Here is a 15337-nt window from a genome sequence, read left to right on the forward strand (position 1 = left end):
GCTGCAATGGCAGGTCAGGCGGTAGCCAAGCTGCGGTGCTGGATGCTGTCCGCGCCGGAAGCCTTCGCGGCCGCGGCCAGCCCGCGTTCCAGATCGGCAATCAGGTCCTCGGGCTCCTCGATGCCCACCGACAGGCGCACCAAGTTCGCTGGAATCTCCAGCGGTGTGCCGATCAGCGAAGCGTGGGTCATTTCGCGCGGATAGCAGACCAGGGATTCCACCCCGCCCAGGGACACCGAGAGCTGGAAGTACTCCATGGACTCGGCGAAGGCGCGGGCCGCGGGCTCGTCGGCCAGCTGCAGCGAGAGGATGCCGCCGAAGCCGCGCTGCTGGCGCTTGGCGAGCTCGTGGCCCGGATGGCTTTCCAGCCCGGGATAGTAGACGCGGGCGACCTCGGGACGGTCATCGAGCCAGCGGGCCAGGGTGGATGCGGTGGCGCAGTGGCGTTCCATGCGCAGGCCCAGGGTCTTCAGCCCGCGGGCGGCCAGGTAGGAATCCTGCGGACCGGAGACCGCTCCCCCGGCGAACTGCTGGTAGCCGACGGCTTCGGCCAGCGATTGGCCGCGGTGGAGGTAGTCTGCCACGATGACCGCGCCGCCGAGAACGTCGGAGTGCCCCCCAATGTACTTGGTGGTCGAGTGCACCACCGCGTGCGCTCCGAAGTCCAGCGGCCGCTGCAGGTACGGGGTGGCAAAGGTGTTGTCCACGACCAGCAGGACGCCGTGCTCGGCTGCGATGGCGGCCCAGCCGGCCAGGTCGGCGATGCCCAGCAGCGGGTTGGACGGGGTCTCCACCCAGAGCAGCGCGGTGTTCGGGCGCAGCGCGGCGCGCACCGCATCCAGGTTGGTGATGTCCACCGCCGAGGAGCTGATCCCCCATTTGCCGTGCAGCTTCGAGATCAGCCGGTTGGTGCCGCCGTAGCCGTCGGCGCCCAGCACGATGTGGTCGCCCGGCTCAAGCACTGCACGCAGCAGCGCGTCTTCGGCCGCGATCCCCGAGGCGAAGGAGAAGCCGGCGGCGCCGCCTTCCAGCGCGGCGAGCTGGGATTCGAAGCCGTTGCGGGTCGGGTTGGAGCCGCGCGAGTACTCGTGCCCGGCGCGCAGCACGTTGATGCCGTCCTGGATGAAGGTGCTGGTCTGGTAGATCGGCGGGACCACCGCGCCGGTGTGTGGGTCCTTGTGCTGGCCGGCGTGGACGGCCTGGGTGTTGAAGCCAGTCATGCGAAGCTCACTTCCTTGGTTTCGTTTGGCGCGGACTGGGACAAGGCCAGAGCGTGATCCAGTGCCTGGGTAAGATCTGCGAGCAGGTCGGCGGGGTCTTCCAGCCCTACCGAGAGGCGCAGGGTGGAGGTGTTCAACCCCGCGTCGGCCAGCTGTTGTTCGGAGAGCCGGCAGTGCGTCATGGTGGCCGGGTGAGAGACCATGGTGCGGGTGTCCCCCACATTCGCGGCCAGGGAAATCAGCTTGAGCCCGTCGATCACCGGGGAAACCAGGGATGGGTGGGCCAGCTCGATGGCCAGCACGCAGCCGGTGCCCTTCGGCGCCAGCGTCCGGGCCAGCTCGTGACTGGGGTGCTCGGGCAGCGCGGGGTGGTGGATGGCGGCAATGCCCGGATACTCGGCCAGCGCGTCGATCAGCCTGGCGACGCTGCGCTGCACGTGGGCCGCGCGCACCGGCAGGGTCTCGATGCCTGCCAGGATTCCCTGGGCGCTGGCCGGGGCCAGGGTCGGGCCCAGGTCGTGCAGGAACTTGGAGCGCACCAGCATCGCATAGGCGGCCGGTCCGTGGCGCTCAAGCAGCGAGGTGTTGTTCAGACGCACCCGCGGGGCGGCGATCTGTGGCCAGCGGGCGGCATCGGAGAAGTCGAATTTCCCCGAATCCACCACTACCCCGCCGAGCACCGAGCCGTGCCCGGCCAATCCCTTGGTGGCCGAGTGCACCACGATGTCCGCACCGAGTTCCAGCGGGCGCACATTCAGTGGGGTGGCCAGGGTGTTGTCGACCACCACCGGGATGTTGCGCTCGTGCGCGATCGCCGCAATGGCCGGGATATCGGCCACGGTGCACAGCGGGTTGGAGACGGACTCCAGGAAGAACGCGCGGGTGTCTTCCTCGATGGCCGCATCCCAAGCCAAAGGATCGGCCTGGTCGACAAAGCTGATGCGGATGCCGAAATCGGCAAAGGTGTCGGTGAACAGGTCCACGGTGCCGCCGTACAGCGAGGAAGAAGCCACAATGTGCTTCGGCCCCTGGGTCAGCGCCAGCAAGGACAACGCCACCGCGGACTGGCCGGTGGCGGTGGCCACCGCGTGGGCCCCGCCTTCCAGTGCTGCCACACGCTGTTCAAGGATCGAGACGGTGGGATTGCCAGTGCGCGAGTAGGTGAAGCCGGCCTGGCGCAGCGCGAACTTCTCGATCGCTTCGGCATGCGACTGGAATTGGTAGGCTGCGGAATTGTGCAGTGGCGGCAGCATCGGGCGGAAGTCTCCGCTCGGGCGGTATCCTGCGTGGACCGCGTCGGTTCCTTGGCTCATAGCTCCTCCTCGATTCTCTGCGAGGGAGTGCACCGATTAGGCATCGTGCGAAGGCACGAAGCACAGCGCGAAAACGCGTTCGGAACTGCTCCATCGTTCCTGGCATTAGCACCTTTCGGTTTCCCGATGGTTGCTGCGACGTCAACGAGCCAGATCTCTTAGTCGCTCTTGATGGTTTGTTGTTCTTCCATGGTTGGCCATGGGCTGCGAGGGGTGCAAGCGCTATCGGGCGGCCGGCTTCATACAAGGCCGCCAAGCTTCATATGTCGTGCACTTGTCATGATGACGCGGTGGCTAGCGCCACTTTATGACGCACCAAAATGAGAAAAACCCCGAGACTTTCAAGGTTTTTCCGGAAATTTATGACGATGGAGCGGCACTCGATGACCGAGAGTTACGCTGTTGGCGGCTCAGCCGAGCACTTCCACCCCGAAGCTGGCCACCACTGCGCGGACTTCTTGCAGGTAGCGCTGAGCCTGGTCGGTGAGCGGGATCGCGGCGTGATCGATCCAGCCGATCTCGATGCGCTCGTCGATGTCCAGCGGGATGGCAACGATGGATGGATCCAGCTCGTCGCTGATGATGCCGGTGGAGATCGTGTACCCGCCCAGGCCGATCATCAGGTTGAAGATGGTCGCACGGTCCGAGACCTGGATTTCCCGCTGGCTGGAGCGCGTGGAGAGCACTTCCTCGGCGAAGTAGAACGAGTTGTTCGCGCCCTGGTCGAAGGTCAGCCGGGGCAGGTCTTCGAGGTCTTCGAGGGTGACCTGGTCATGGGTGGCCAGCGGGTTGCTGCGCGATACGAAGATGTGCGGGTCGGCGAGGAACAGCGGGTGGAACACCAGGCGGGATTCGCGCAGCAGCTTGTCGATGACTTTCCGGTTGAAGTCGTTGCGGTAGAGGATCCCGATATCGCTGCGCAGGGTTCGCACGTCCTCGATGATTTCCTCGGTACGCGTCTCGCGGAGCGAAAACTGGTACTCCTCGGCCCCGCTGGCCTGGACCATCCGGACAAAGGCATCCACCGCAAAGGAGTAGTGCTGGGTTGAGACACCCAGCAGTCGTCTTGCCGCCGGCCGGCCGAGGTAGCGGTGCTCCAGCAGTTCCACTTGCTCTAGGACCTGGCGGGCGTAGCCGAGGAATTCGGCGCCGTCGCTGGTCAGGGCAATGCCCCTGGCCGAGCGCATCAGCAAGGTGCGCCCCACCCGGGATTCGAGCTCCTTCATCGCCGCGGACATGCTGGGCTGGGCGACGTAGAGCAGGTCGGCGGCAGCGGAGATGGACCCCTCGGCGGCGACCGCCACAAAGTAGCGCAGCTGCTGGAGCGTCAATCCATTCGAAACCTGAACCATAGTTTGAGTCTATATGAATCCATAGTTATATCGAGTTACCTGATATCGAGAATCGCCCTGCATGATTGACGCAACGACTTCTCCTCGGCCTGCCCAGGCCTCCCAAATACAGATTGGCCATCATGGCAGACGCATTAAATTTCAGCATTAGCACCACCAGATTCGACGAGAATTACTCCCCTTCTGCGAATTCTCGCACCACGACAAACTTCGCCAATTTGGCACGCGGAGAGCGCCGCGAAGAGAACCTTCGCAATGCCCTGACGATGATCAACCGCCGCTTCAATTCCCTGGCTCACTGGGACAATCCCCAAGGTGACCGCTATGAGCTGGAATTGGAAATCATTTCCGCAAATGTACATTTTTCTGCCAATAATGCCGATCAGGAATTTCCTCTTTTAGAAGTGCTTGAAACCACGATCGTGGATAAACTCACGGGCACCCGGTCCCAGGGCATGGTCGGCAATAATTTTTCTTCTTATGTCCGCGATTACGACTTCAGCGTGGTGCTTCCAGCTTCGTGCAATGACAGCGGAGCTCCGGTGCTCCCAGAAGATTTTGGCGATCTCCATGGGCAGCTCTTCCAGCATTTCTTGAACTCACAGGCGTACCGTGAGCGTTTTGCCCAGCTGCCGGTGGTCTGCATCAGCGTCTCGACTTCCAAGACCTATTTCCGCACCGGCAACAGCCATCCAGTGCTCGGTTTGGAATACCAGCAGGACGAAAATTCATTGACCGACGCGTACTTCGGAAAAATGGGCTTGAGCGTGCGCTACTTCATGCCGCAGGGTGCTGTTGCGCCACTGGCCTTCTACTTCCGCGGCGACCTGCTCAACGATTACACCAATCTGCAGCTGATCAGCCTGATCAGCACCATGGAGACATTCCAGAAGATCTACCGCCCGGAGATATACAACGCCAATTCGGCGGCACCGGCTGTGTACCACCCGAGCCTTGGCGCCGAAGATTTCTCCCCCACCCGCGTCTTCTATGACCGCGAAGAACGAACCCAATTGGGAAAGATCCAAGGCAAGTTCACCGAAGAGCATTTCATCATCCCAAATCGCCAACTGCTCGATCAGTGGTCTTCCTCCTACCCGACTCCTGTCGCCTGATATTCCGAAAGATAACTCATGACTTCCCCGCTTATCCCCACGTCAATTGTCGGTAGCCTGCCCAAGCCGTCATGGCTTGCCGAGCCTGAAAAGCTTTGGTCCCCTTGGAAGCTTGAAGGCGAGCAATTGCGCGAAGGCAAGCAAGACGCCATGCGCGCTGCGGTCCTCGAACAGGCCCAGCGCGGCATCGACATCATTGCCGATGGTGAACAGTCCCGCCAGCACTTTGTCACCACCTTCATTGAGCACCTGAGCGGTGTCGACTTCGAGAAGCGCGAGACCGTGCGCATCCGCAACCGCTACGACGCCAGCGTACCCACCGTCGTCGGTGCCGTAGAGCGCGAAAAGCCGGTATTCGTTCAGGATGCAAAGTTCCTGCGCACGCTGACCGACCGCCAGATCAAGTGGACCCTTCCTGGTCCTATGACCATGGTCGACACCTTGTACGATGCGCACTACCGCAGCCGCGAGAAGCTGGCCTGGGAATTCGCGACCATCCTGAACCAGGAAGCCCGCGAACTTGAAGCCGCCGGGGTGGATGTCATCCAGTTCGACGAGCCTGCCTTCAACGTCTTTTTTGATGAGGTCGCCGACTGGGGCATTGCTGCCTTGGAGCGTGCCTGCGAGGGGCTCAAAGCCGAGACCGTCGTCCACATCTGCTTTGGCTATGGCATCAAGGCTAACAATGACTGGAAAGCCACTCTGGGCGCGCAGTGGCGCCACTACGAGAAGTCTTTCCCGCTATTGCAGGCTTCCTCCATCGATACCGTTTCGCTGGAGTCCCACCATTCGAATGTCCCGCTTGAGGTTGTCGAATTGGTGCGCGGCAAACGAGTGATGCTCGGAGCTATCGATGTGGCCAATGACGCTGTGGAGACTCCCGAGGAAGTTGCGCAGACTCTGCGCAACGCACTCGAATTTGTCGATACCGACAAGCTGATTGCCAGCACCAACTGCGGCATGGCCCCGTTCCGCCGCGATGTGGCCCTGGCCAAGCTCAGTGCGCTCAGCGCAGGGGCTGGCATCCTGCGCGAGGAGCTTGTTGGTGCCCGCGTCTAAAGCGACAGAATCGGCGACATTATCGTTGCCCGCAGATGATTTCAAAGCGATCTTCCGCGGGCATCCCGGTGGCGTCAGCCTGATAACCGCCGATGCCGGCGACGGATCAGTTGCCCTCACGGCAACATCCGTGGCTTCGATCAGCGTTGATCCGCCATTGCTCGTCTTCTCGATTTCCGCGCTGTCCTCGGCGGCCAAAGTGCTCACCCGCGCAACTTCTCTTGTCGTTCACAGCTTGGATGCGCACGACATCGAGGTGGCTAAATTGGGGGCAACCAGTGGGATCGATCGCTTCGCGCAGAAGCAAACGTGGTCAAGGCTGGGCACCGGCGAACCGGTATTTGATGGCGTCCGGGCCTGGGTTCGTTGCGCGGTCATCGAGCGGGTTCAAGCGGGCACCTCCACGGTCTTTGTGGCCCGAGCGCTTGAGTCGCACATTGAACGCGACAGCCAACCCGGCCAACCCAGCAACGGACTGGTCTACCACAACCGCGCCTGGCACCGCTTGGATGAAAACTCGCAGTTAAACAGTTGAAGCTGTTCGGCCGCTGCCCCTTGGGACAGCGGCCGAACAGCCTCAGATTACACTAGCGGTCTTGTGTCGCAGCGAGTTAGCGCTTGGCGGACTTGTTCCCCTGGGATTCAAGTTCTTTCACCAATGAAGTTTTCAACCGATCCAGATTCCCAGTCTCTAGTTCGTGCTGGATGATCTTCTCTTTGAACATATCCGGGTCGCAATGCACGTAACCAGGTACATTATTCAAACGTTCCCGCTGCACGGTTCCCTTGCCAGCTCCGGGCGGTCCAGCCATCACAATGGCTTTTCCCTCGTGGTTGATTTCACCGCGCTTGGCCGACTCGGCAACAACCTCTTGCATCCACTTCTTATGCAAAAGTTCCCGCTCCGACATGGCACGTGGGCGCGATCCGATTTGAATAAAATACTGCTCTTGTTTGATCGTCGAGTATGCCCCGCGCGGGTTCATATCAGGATCTGCCAGCACCTGGCGCAGCGCCGCGTAATGTCGTTCTATTGATTCGTCGTTAGCCAACGATTCACCCTTCGGTTGCTCGCCGCCTAATCGGCCGTCTTCATCAACACTTCATCGTAAGTAGCGGCGTCGATCAGCTCATGCCGCAACGCGTCGCCCACTTCTTCCCAAGTTCCATCCAGGCTCTCTTCGTACTCGCCATACTCGTTCGCCCAGGGGGTCGGCTTGTACGGCCACTCGACCAGCTGGCGCACCAGTTCCTCACGATCGATATACCCGGCCGCATACCGCTGGCACACCTCATAAGGGCTTGCAGCGTTGAACTCCCCAACCACAGCCGGCACAGCCTGGGCACGCTGCAACGCCTTCGCCACCGCGGGCTGGGACATACCCAGCAGCGCCGCCATCTCACGCTGAGTCATCCCGCCAGCAGCAGCCTTCAAAGTACGCTTATAGTCCAGCGCATCAACCTCGACACGCTGCCGAGCTTTCAGCAGCTGCGCACGCATATCATCATGCTGCGGGCGTTCCATTAGCTGACTCATAACAACCCCCTAAACTACGAAACAAACATTTCCTCACTTCAAAGATAACATTTGTTATCACAATGGATCAAGGGTTATCAACCGTCAATGAACGGTAAATGCTCACCGCGCTGACACCAAGAATCTTGCCGATCTGCGCATAGCCCTTTCCTTCTTCGCGCAGCTGCCGCGCCGTGTCGATGCAGCCTGCATCCACGACTCGCGGCCACACGCCAAGCCTGCCTTGTGAGAGTGCTTAGCCCGATTCCCTAGGATCATTTTCTTGAACCCTCAAGACGTACGCCTCGGCAATCAACGCCACTCGACCTTAACCCATCTCAATTGGAGTTTCACAGGGGTTCTGCCATGATGTGGTCATGAAGAAGAGCAGAAGGCTTTTGGTTGGCGTGATTGCATCTACTGCCTTGGGACTCACATCATGTTCCTCTCCCGCAGTAAGTGTCGATACCCCTTCCACCCCCAAACCATCGCCCAGTTCCACTACTGATTGGGATGCTCTAAACCAGGAAGAGATCAACGATCCAGCACCACTAGCAAATTCCACTAAGGGTTTCTATGGGTACGAGGAAGTGACAATCAACGAAGTTTCCTACTCGGTCATTGATATCGATGAACAAGAAACGGTAAAGCTGGTACTTGACCCTTCGGGCAAGACAGATGGCACATACGGCCCTAGTCGCGGAGGCAGCTTCTACAAAATCGAAGTTGGCGTAGAAAACAAGACTGTTGATTCAAATCAAAACGAATTCGATCAGCCAGGACTATGGGAACTCTCCTCATCCCCAAGGTTTTGCCTTGAAACAAAAGAGAACGTTTTGGTAGCTTGCGTTGAAAAGTGGTCTTATCGGGTCGATGAACTATGGAACCAATCACAAAAGGTGCCGCCCGGCGGCAACCTCACAGCAGACTATTTTTTTGACGTTCCGTACGGACAAATCCCTGCGTATCTGACACTAATCCCCTATGGCCAAAAAACTCTCCTGAATCACAAGGTTCCTCAGATGGCACCAATGGATCGAATCCGTCTAGCTGAATAGATTTTCCAGTCAGCATACGATGCACTCCTGAGACTGCAACTACGGCACCCGCCCCTCAGATCCAGAAAATTCCGTGAGCGCAACCTTTGCATTCCTCGACCACGGCCTAGCCAACAGTGCCAACAACCAGAAGCTCCATTTCCCTCATCCCACCGACAACCGATGATCGCGGCCCCTGCCCGGCCTCTAATGCGTGAGACTAGAGCAAAGAAGCTAGTGCAATCTACCGTCCTACTCAGATGATCGCGCCGCCCGTCCAAAACACTCCAGAATGAGCTGCCGAGACTCCGGCCTCGTATTCAAATTCGTAGCACTGGGATGCGGGGCAGCATCCCAAAGCAAATCTGCGGCAAGCGGTACCTGCCGCTGCACAATTTCCCAACCCTTCCGGGAATGATCGCCCAAGGTGATCACCCGTTCAAGACCAACGAATAGCTGAAGCAGACTCGCAACATCTAAAACACGATCCACAACCGCATTCGCCTAAAAGTTTCCACATGTAATTTATCTCAGCTTTCCCAAGTACCTCAGTGAAATAATGGGAAAGTTTTCCAACATAGGCTTACATCGATCCAACAAGCGATTTAGGAGAAGATCAATAAATGCAAAAAAACGATGAACCCGTAAGCAAGAAGCTCTATCTACTTATCCTTATCCTCCTCATTGCCGTCGCAGCTGCTACGGTTTTTTTCACGCCAATCTTGCCCCCAGATTTCCAAAGCGTTGTCGGCTCCACCGTCGGTTCAATTGTTGGTACAGCCCTCGCGTTCCTGGGGGCGGTATGGCTGTGGGTCAAGGAGCAGCGGAAACTAGCTGCCGACGAAGCCGAGCGTGACTCCAAGCTTCTAACCGAAGAGATAGAACGTAAAAGCAAAGACCAGATAAAACAGCATCAATCTCGCGACAAAGAACTGCTTAGAGAAGCTCACGCGACGGTTGGAAGCCTTATCGCTTTCAACTATCACGACACGCGTCTGGACCCCGCGAGCATAGCCCTACAAAAACGCCTGCTTCAAACAAAACTCACTCAAACTGCCGCTTTGATTCACGACGACACATTACGCCAAGAGTGCAAATTCATTAACGACATCGCAGCATCCGATTCAGACCTAATCCAGTACCTCAGCATGGATGTCAGCAGTCGACTCTATACGGCTCAAGGATGGTACGTTCGACTTATCTCTCTCCCAGAGCAGTCCCCCGTATCAGAGGCAAGACCACCCCACTACGCACGCCTCAAGAAGGCTGTAGACGAGTGGTATGACTACCTTGACCAGCAGTATCAAGCTCAGATGGAGTGGGAAGAAGAGCAAAGGAAAAACCTTAAAAATACGAACGACTCCGAGGAAAACTAGTCCATTGTCGCTACGAGTATTCTCGAAATCTCAGGCGATCGAAGCGTCAACAGCTAACCAAGTGAGCGCCTATGGTGCATTCTTTACTTATGGAGATCGTAAGCAAACGCACCCATCAAGTACTGTCCTACATCGCCGCTCTAGATAGCCCCGATGTATTGATCCCCGTGGAATCTGTAAACGAGTACGGAGCCAACCCCAACATTCACGTCGACAAAGGAGACTGGTGGGATACGGCAAACACACTCGCTGGCCTCGCTAGGAGGCAACGCGCTTTCGATCTCGGTTTTGGAATTCAGGAAAACTACTCCGACTTTCTTGCTCGTTTTGGTTGGATCGAAATCCAAGGCGGCTCCGTTGTTAGGATTACAGACCTAGGCAAAGCCCTCCTGCGGCATCTAAACAAGCCAGTCATCGATACAACCTCTAATGACTTAGTGGAGGTAGTGACCGATCCAGACAACCCTTTTGCTTATGCCGACGCACTTGACGCAGTGACCTCCGCGGAAAACTCCCTACTGGTCGACCCCTATCTAAGGCTCGATGAGCTGAGGGACATTGCAGACTTCCGAGTGATTACTCGTGTTCTCATCGGACACAAGCTGAAGCCCAAGGACTACACCCTTATGTCACACGGCCTCGCGGGACTTCTCAATGCCGGGAACGAAATCGAGATTCGAAAAAGTACGGCTTTACACGATCGCTACCTGATACCGCCCGTTGGCAACGTGGTCATGCTCGGCTCATCCTTGAACGGAATTCAAAAGAATATTTGTACTTTTACGACCTTAGGCACTCGATCATCAGAGGCACTGCGCAGTTTGCACGAGGAAATCTGGAACGAAGCAGAAAGCATAGAGCCAACAGCTTCCCAACACCGTGGACCGGAGGAAGAAACGGCGAAACCCACTGAGTCTTAGTGGAGCCATTGAAAACTTCCCAATAGGGCTATTTCACCTCTTACTGGGAAAAATGTTTCGGGAATCGCTTTCGGGAAATCAGGATCATTGAAAACCGCCAATTTGAGCATTTGCTCACCAGGAGTTTTTTCGCATCCCGAAAACGGTCGTTTATGACACACCATGCCGATGTCTCCACCGAAAATTCCTGAAGGTCAAAAACTCAACAGGTTTTTAAACGCAACTCGTCGCAAAACTCAGTGCCACAAACTATGCGTCGAAACAGTATCTATTCCACGAGTATTGATACATTCGGACACATGGGACACCTCCTCGGATACGCCAGAGTCTCCACCGGCGGCCAAGACGCACAACTCCAGCTCGATGCACTCACCAAAGCCGGCTGTTATCGCATCTTCACAGACACCGCTTCCGGCGCCCTCGAGTCACGCCCTGAACTCGATAAGCTGCTAGATCAGATACGGCCGGGCGACACTCTCGTGGTTTGGAGGCTCGATCGACTCGGTCGCTCCATTCGCCACCTGATCAATCACATGGACGCGCTGCAGCAGCGAGGGATCGAATTCAAATCCCTGCAGGAGAACATCGACACCAGCTCCTCCGGCGGACGGCTCGTGTTCAACATATTCGCATCCCTCGCCGAGTTCGAGCGCGACCTCATCCGCGAACGAACCAACGCCGGACTCCAAGCCGCTCGAGCCCGCGGCCGCACCGGAGGGCGGCCTCCTGCCCTCTCCCCCGACAAGCTACGCACCGCGAAGAAACTTTATGAACAGCGAGACATGACAGTTGCACAGATTGGGGAGGTCTTGGGGGTCAGTCGCAGCACCCTCTACCGGGCATTAAGCAAGACCAAAATTTTTCCTATCTGTGATTGACGATAGTGTTACAAAAGCAAATGAGTTCCAACAGGTATTCTTTCCGCAAATATCGATGTTCAGGGCTTCCGAATCCTCACTCGGGTACACTCGGAAAAATTTTATGGCTGGCCAAAATTTAGAAACTAGGGGATACCGTGCGTATTCATGAGATTTCGATAGAAAACTTTCGAGGCATCAAATGCTTCAAGTGGCGTCCAACTAGTTCATTTGCATCATTGATTGGTCCTGGTGATTCTGGAAAATCCACAGTACTGGATGCATTAGAGCTGGCTTTCTCCCCTCGATGGAGCCATGTCTTCACCGACAACGATTTTTATACTTGTAGCATTTCTGAAAGAGATTCTGTAGACGAAATAATCATTCAAGTAACAGTCGTTGATCCGCCGCAAGAATTACTACGCATTGATTCGTTTATGGCCTACACTCGCGGCGTCGATTCAGAAAGTGGAGCGATCGTTGATGAGCCTGACTCTGAGTCCCCTGCCCTCACTGTGGAACTTAGAGTGGACAGATCTCTAGAACCAGTTTGGCAAGTCGTTGCAGATCGTCAAGCTACTCCAGCTCCACTGCGTTCGTCCCATCGCGCGAGCTTTGGGGTAATCAGGATTGGTGGTGAAGCAAGAGCTGATTTGCGTTGGTCTCGAACTTCCGGGCTATTACGCATGACTAATGAAAACGATCAAAAGCCTGTCGGTCAAAAACTCGTGGAGGCCGCAAGAGCCGCAAAACAAGCAACAGCCTCGTCATTTGAAGAACTTATTGACGTAACTGATCAAGTTACAACCGTAGCCCGCTCATTGCGTGCTATCCATGGTGTCACACCGCTAACGGCCGCACTCAATGCAGATACTCTTCAGATCAAGGAGGGATCCGTTTCGCTCCATCAGAATGATGTCCCTTTAGAGCGATACGGTCTTGGCTCCCGCCGGCTAACCAGTATTGCGGTGCAGCTAGTAAACGCTGTTCATGCGCGAGTTCTACTCATAGATGAGATCGAGTCGGGGCTGGAACCGCACCGAATCCGTCATCTATTACTTCAATTGAAGAAAAACCTAAACGAAAATCCATCTCTGACTCAGGTATTCGCAACCACTCATTCTCCTGTTGTGCTTCGGGAACTACAGAGCACCGAGCTTGCGGTAATTCGTCGAAACACGACTGGAATGACTGAGGCAAATATACCGGGATCAGAAATGCAAGGTGTGCTGCGTAAAAATGCTGAAGCATTCCTAGCCCCGGCAGTACTAGTTTGCGAGGGAATCACGGAGCAAGGATTTACCAAGGGTGTATTGGCTCACGCAGAAAGGAATGGATTCGAGTTCCTAGCTGAAGCAACTACGGCGGATGCTGGCGGCGAAAAAAAGGTTACCGAATACGCCAACGCATTTGCTCGACTCGGATACAAAACAGGAGCATTTTACGATCACGATACGGATTATGACTTCTCTTCAATGTCCGCAAGCGTCACTCAGATTAGGTGCGATGAAGGCCTTTCGCTTGAGAAACAGATCGCTAATTCACTTTCTGCCTTGGGACTAAAGCTCGCTCTTGAACACGGTGCTAGTAGCTTGACGCTAGACGGCGTAACTATGTCCCTGGAAGCTTTCGGGTGCCCTAGAAGAGTTTCCGAGTTGATATTCGCGGGTGAAGAAATCACTGATTTTGAACTCTCACAGGCCCGATCGGCATTAGGGCAGACTGCTTCAAAAAACAAGAACGCCGCTAATTGGTTTAAGTCTATGGATCGCGGTGAACGCCTCGCAGAAATCGCTATTCCAAACTGCGTAGGCGAACCGGCAGAACGAATTATCAACGCATTACGGGCATGGGCTTCCCATGAGTGAAACACTCGATTTGTCCGTTCTCGGAACGGGATCAGTAATAGCTCCGGCTGGGCATGGCAAAACCTATTCGATAGGAAAGACAGCTCATGACCACCCAGAATTACGCATTCTGGCGCTAACTCATACGAATGCCGGCGTTGCCGCTCTCAAACGCCACTCGCAAAACGGTTCACGATCGTTCCGCGTCGAGACAATTTCATCTTTTTGTCTGCGGATCGCCAGAGCATTTCCCGGTCGTGCCGGATGGGATGAGAGTACTTTCGATCTGTCGTTGATAGTTCCTGCAGCTCTCCGCGCTCTTTCTAGCCCTACGGTTCTATCTGTAGTGGCGTCAGGCTTTGACCTGATAATCGTGGATGAATACCAGGACTGTTCTCCGGGTCAAGCAGCAATCATTGATTCATTAGCAGTTCTTGTTCAAACCGTCATTGTTGGTGATCCTCTGCAAGCAATTTACGACTTCGGCGCTGACGGAGCTATAAAGTGGACCGGGGAAACTTCAGTCTTCCCCCAGGTGGGGGAATTGACCACCCCCCATCGTTGGAGGGCAACGAATCCCGCATTGGGTGAATGGCTTCGGGACACCAGGTCACGCTTGCTGACGGGACAGAATCCTGATGTAAAAGCCGTAGGATGCCCGGTGATCTTAGATTGGAAAGCATCGGATGTCATGCAGCGAAAGCTTCATAAATATCTGACCCCCGGAGTTACCACAGCAATAATTACCCCCGACTCTCGCAATACTCATGCGCTATCTACGGTAGCCCGTTCATATGGGGGCCGCCTTCGAGTGGCCGAAGCTGCGGATTTTAATACTGTCCGACACGTTACGAAGAAAATCGACGATGCCACCAACCGAGCCGAGATCCTAGTGATTCTCATTGACTTCCTTGCGTCAGTTCAGACAAGAATTAAGACTAGTGTCGTCAATACGCTACGAGGACATTTGATATCCACCGGTACGGTAGGCCGCTCACGAAATGTAATAGTTACAACCGCAAATCAATATCTGATGGACGGCGAGCTCGCATCGGCACTAACGTTCGTCCAAAAACTTATCGAAGTGGGCGATGCAATCTACAGACCAGATTCTCAATCGTTGCTTGTACGGGCGATCGCAAGCCAAGTATCGGACCCTGATCGGAGCCTCGAAGAATGCGCCCAGAATCTAATTGATACGATGCATCACCGCACTTCTTGGGTTCCCAAAGGGAATATAGTTGGAACTACACTTCGTCTCAAGGGACTTGAATTCGATCGAGTCGTGATAATGGATCCTATTTCCATCCATGATCAAAAGCATCTCTACGTAGCTTTAACACGGCCATCACGTGAATTAATACTAGTTTTTAATGAAAATTAGACCTTATTCGAACACGAATTCTCGCTACCTATAGGTTGCAAGACGTCTCACCGCATGTCACTCCCCTGTGACTGTTGACGTTATTTGACGGCTAAATCGCAGCTCCAAGTGGCGGTTTTAGCCGGCCATAAGCGGGACTGTATATGTGAGCGCCGAGAAACGCGAGGGCACGGTCCAAAATCTCGAAGCTAAAGGCATCGACCGTGAGATGGAGAGCATTCGCGTCGAGGTGACGTCAGCTCAGGAAGCCTGCCATCAGGGCCGTCAAGGGCATCAGAAAGTCCAAAGTTCCTGAGGACCACACACCCCGCGGCCTTGGCGCTCAAATTCAATGACCTGGC

At 55.9% G+C, this 15337-nt stretch carries 15 protein-coding genes and 1 riboswitch; of the genes, 9 read left to right on the forward strand and 6 right to left on the reverse strand.

Features of this window, described 5'->3' with window-relative positions; genetic code table 11:
• Nucleotides 1-14 precede the first annotated feature (14 nt).
• The 3 genes from ANI01nite_RS11465 to ANI01nite_RS11475 form a co-directional block, all read right to left on the reverse strand.
• On the reverse strand, nucleotides 15-1220 hold the full coding sequence (locus ANI01nite_RS11465) for a cystathionine gamma-synthase (protein ID WP_141358101.1): 1206 nt from the start codon (nucleotides 1218-1220) through the stop codon (nucleotides 15-17).
• Complete coding sequence (locus tag ANI01nite_RS11470; RefSeq protein ID WP_141358103.1) at nucleotides 1217-2533, reverse strand: O-acetylhomoserine aminocarboxypropyltransferase/cysteine synthase family protein; 1317 nt, start codon at nucleotides 2531-2533, stop codon at nucleotides 1217-1219. The genes ANI01nite_RS11465 and ANI01nite_RS11470 overlap by 4 nt, the downstream gene beginning before the upstream one ends.
• Before the next feature lie 87 nt (nucleotides 2534-2620).
• Nucleotides 2621-2711: riboswitch (SAM riboswitch) on the reverse strand.
• A gap of 232 nt (nucleotides 2712-2943) precedes the next feature.
• Nucleotides 2944-3885: a LysR family transcriptional regulator gene (locus ANI01nite_RS11475; RefSeq protein ID WP_141358105.1), complete on the reverse strand. Its 942-nt coding sequence runs from the start codon at nucleotides 3883-3885 to the stop codon at nucleotides 2944-2946.
• Nucleotides 3886-4007: 122 nt separating this feature from the next.
• Between ANI01nite_RS11475 and ANI01nite_RS11480 the strand changes: the two genes are divergently transcribed.
• From ANI01nite_RS11480 to ANI01nite_RS11490, 3 genes are read left to right on the forward strand one after another with little or no spacing between them, the layout of a single operon-like run.
• The gene (locus ANI01nite_RS11480) at nucleotides 4008-5000 is read left to right on the forward strand and encodes a DUF1852 domain-containing protein (RefSeq protein WP_141358107.1); all 993 of its coding nucleotides are present in this window, start codon (nucleotides 4008-4010) and stop codon (nucleotides 4998-5000) included.
• A gap of 18 nt (nucleotides 5001-5018) precedes the next feature.
• Complete coding sequence (locus ANI01nite_RS11485) at nucleotides 5019-6059, forward strand: methionine synthase (protein WP_141358109.1); 1041 nt, start codon at nucleotides 5019-5021, stop codon at nucleotides 6057-6059.
• Nucleotides 6046-6594 (forward strand): flavin reductase family protein, encoded by a 549-nt coding sequence (locus ANI01nite_RS11490; protein ID WP_255314514.1) that lies wholly within the window; start codon nucleotides 6046-6048, stop codon nucleotides 6592-6594. Before ANI01nite_RS11485 ends, ANI01nite_RS11490 begins: the two co-directional genes overlap by 14 nt.
• Nucleotides 6595-6670: 76 nt before the next feature.
• Here the strand turns inward: ANI01nite_RS11490 and ANI01nite_RS11495 are convergent, their stop codons facing one another.
• The 3 genes from ANI01nite_RS11495 to ANI01nite_RS16735 all read right to left on the reverse strand — a co-directional run bounded on the left by ANI01nite_RS11495 (nucleotide 6671) and on the right by ANI01nite_RS16735 (nucleotide 7807).
• On the reverse strand, nucleotides 6671-7111 hold the full coding sequence (locus ANI01nite_RS11495) for a zeta toxin family protein (protein WP_141358113.1): 441 nt from the start codon (nucleotides 7109-7111) through the stop codon (nucleotides 6671-6673).
• Between the two features lie 26 nt (nucleotides 7112-7137).
• Complete coding sequence (locus tag ANI01nite_RS11500) at nucleotides 7138-7584, reverse strand: MarR family transcriptional regulator (RefSeq protein WP_141358115.1); 447 nt, start codon at nucleotides 7582-7584, stop codon at nucleotides 7138-7140.
• Between the two features lie 79 nt (nucleotides 7585-7663).
• Entirely contained in the window at nucleotides 7664-7807 is a 144-nt protein-coding gene (locus tag ANI01nite_RS16735; protein WP_170214634.1) for a helix-turn-helix domain-containing protein, read from the reverse strand.
• Nucleotides 7808-7952: 145 nt separating this feature from the next.
• Between ANI01nite_RS16735 and ANI01nite_RS11505 the strand changes: the two genes are divergently transcribed.
• The 6 genes from ANI01nite_RS11505 (at nucleotide 7953) to ANI01nite_RS11530 (ending at nucleotide 14996) form a co-directional block, all read left to right on the forward strand.
• The gene (locus ANI01nite_RS11505; protein ID WP_141358117.1) at nucleotides 7953-8633 is read left to right on the forward strand and encodes a hypothetical protein; all 681 of its coding nucleotides are present in this window, start codon (nucleotides 7953-7955) and stop codon (nucleotides 8631-8633) included.
• A gap of 602 nt (nucleotides 8634-9235) precedes the next feature.
• Nucleotides 9236-9988 carry a hypothetical protein gene (locus ANI01nite_RS11510; protein WP_141358119.1) on the forward strand — a complete coding sequence of 251 codons (753 nt, stop codon included), beginning with the start codon at nucleotides 9236-9238 and terminating at the stop codon, nucleotides 9986-9988.
• Nucleotides 9989-10077: 89 nt separating this feature from the next.
• On the forward strand, nucleotides 10078-10908 hold the full coding sequence (locus ANI01nite_RS11515; protein WP_141358121.1) for a hypothetical protein: 831 nt from the start codon (nucleotides 10078-10080) through the stop codon (nucleotides 10906-10908).
• A 299-nt stretch (nucleotides 10909-11207) separates the two neighbouring features.
• A complete protein-coding gene (locus ANI01nite_RS11520; RefSeq protein WP_141358123.1) occupies nucleotides 11208-11786 on the forward strand; it encodes a recombinase family protein in 579 nt (192 codons plus the stop codon).
• Between the two features lie 137 nt (nucleotides 11787-11923).
• Nucleotides 11924-13633 carry an ATP-dependent nuclease gene (locus ANI01nite_RS11525; RefSeq protein WP_141358126.1) on the forward strand — a complete coding sequence of 570 codons (1710 nt, stop codon included), beginning with the start codon at nucleotides 11924-11926 and terminating at the stop codon, nucleotides 13631-13633.
• A complete protein-coding gene (locus ANI01nite_RS11530; RefSeq protein WP_141358128.1) occupies nucleotides 13626-14996 on the forward strand; it encodes a UvrD-helicase domain-containing protein in 1371 nt (456 codons plus the stop codon). The genes ANI01nite_RS11525 and ANI01nite_RS11530 overlap by 8 nt, the downstream gene beginning before the upstream one ends.
• Nucleotides 14997-15337 lie beyond the last annotated feature (341 nt).

The sequence above is a fragment of the Glutamicibacter nicotianae genome (assembly GCF_006539525.1).
Classification (GTDB): domain Bacteria; phylum Actinomycetota; class Actinomycetes; order Actinomycetales; family Micrococcaceae; genus Glutamicibacter; species Glutamicibacter nicotianae.

What these genes read in the sequence shown, in the direction of transcription:
- ANI01nite_RS11475 (WP_141358105.1), bottom strand. Translation starts at nt 3,885, where the DNA reads ATGGTTCAGGTTTCGAATGGATTGACGCTCCAGCAGCTGCGCTACTTT.
- ANI01nite_RS11500 (WP_141358115.1), bottom strand. Translation starts at nt 7,584, where the DNA reads ATGGAACGCCCGCAGCATGATGATATGCGTGCGCAGCTGCTGAAAGCT.
- ANI01nite_RS11480 (WP_141358107.1), top strand. Translation starts at nt 4,008, where the DNA reads ATGGCAGACGCATTAAATTTCAGCATTAGCACCACCAGATTCGACGAG.
- ANI01nite_RS11510 (WP_141358119.1), top strand. Translation starts at nt 9,236, where the DNA reads ATGCAAAAAAACGATGAACCCGTAAGCAAGAAGCTCTATCTACTTATC.
- ANI01nite_RS11485 (WP_141358109.1), top strand. Translation starts at nt 5,019, where the DNA reads ATGACTTCCCCGCTTATCCCCACGTCAATTGTCGGTAGCCTGCCCAAG.
- ANI01nite_RS11505 (WP_141358117.1), top strand. Translation starts at nt 7,953, where the DNA reads ATGAAGAAGAGCAGAAGGCTTTTGGTTGGCGTGATTGCATCTACTGCC.
- ANI01nite_RS11515 (WP_141358121.1), top strand. Translation starts at nt 10,078, where the DNA reads ATGGAGATCGTAAGCAAACGCACCCATCAAGTACTGTCCTACATCGCC.
- ANI01nite_RS11530 (WP_141358128.1), top strand. Translation starts at nt 13,626, where the DNA reads ATGAGTGAAACACTCGATTTGTCCGTTCTCGGAACGGGATCAGTAATA.
- ANI01nite_RS11465 (WP_141358101.1), bottom strand. Translation starts at nt 1,220, where the DNA reads ATGACTGGCTTCAACACCCAGGCCGTCCACGCCGGCCAGCACAAGGAC.
- ANI01nite_RS11520 (WP_141358123.1), top strand. Translation starts at nt 11,208, where the DNA reads ATGGGACACCTCCTCGGATACGCCAGAGTCTCCACCGGCGGCCAAGAC.
- ANI01nite_RS11470 (WP_141358103.1), bottom strand. Translation starts at nt 2,533, where the DNA reads ATGAGCCAAGGAACCGACGCGGTCCACGCAGGATACCGCCCGAGCGGA.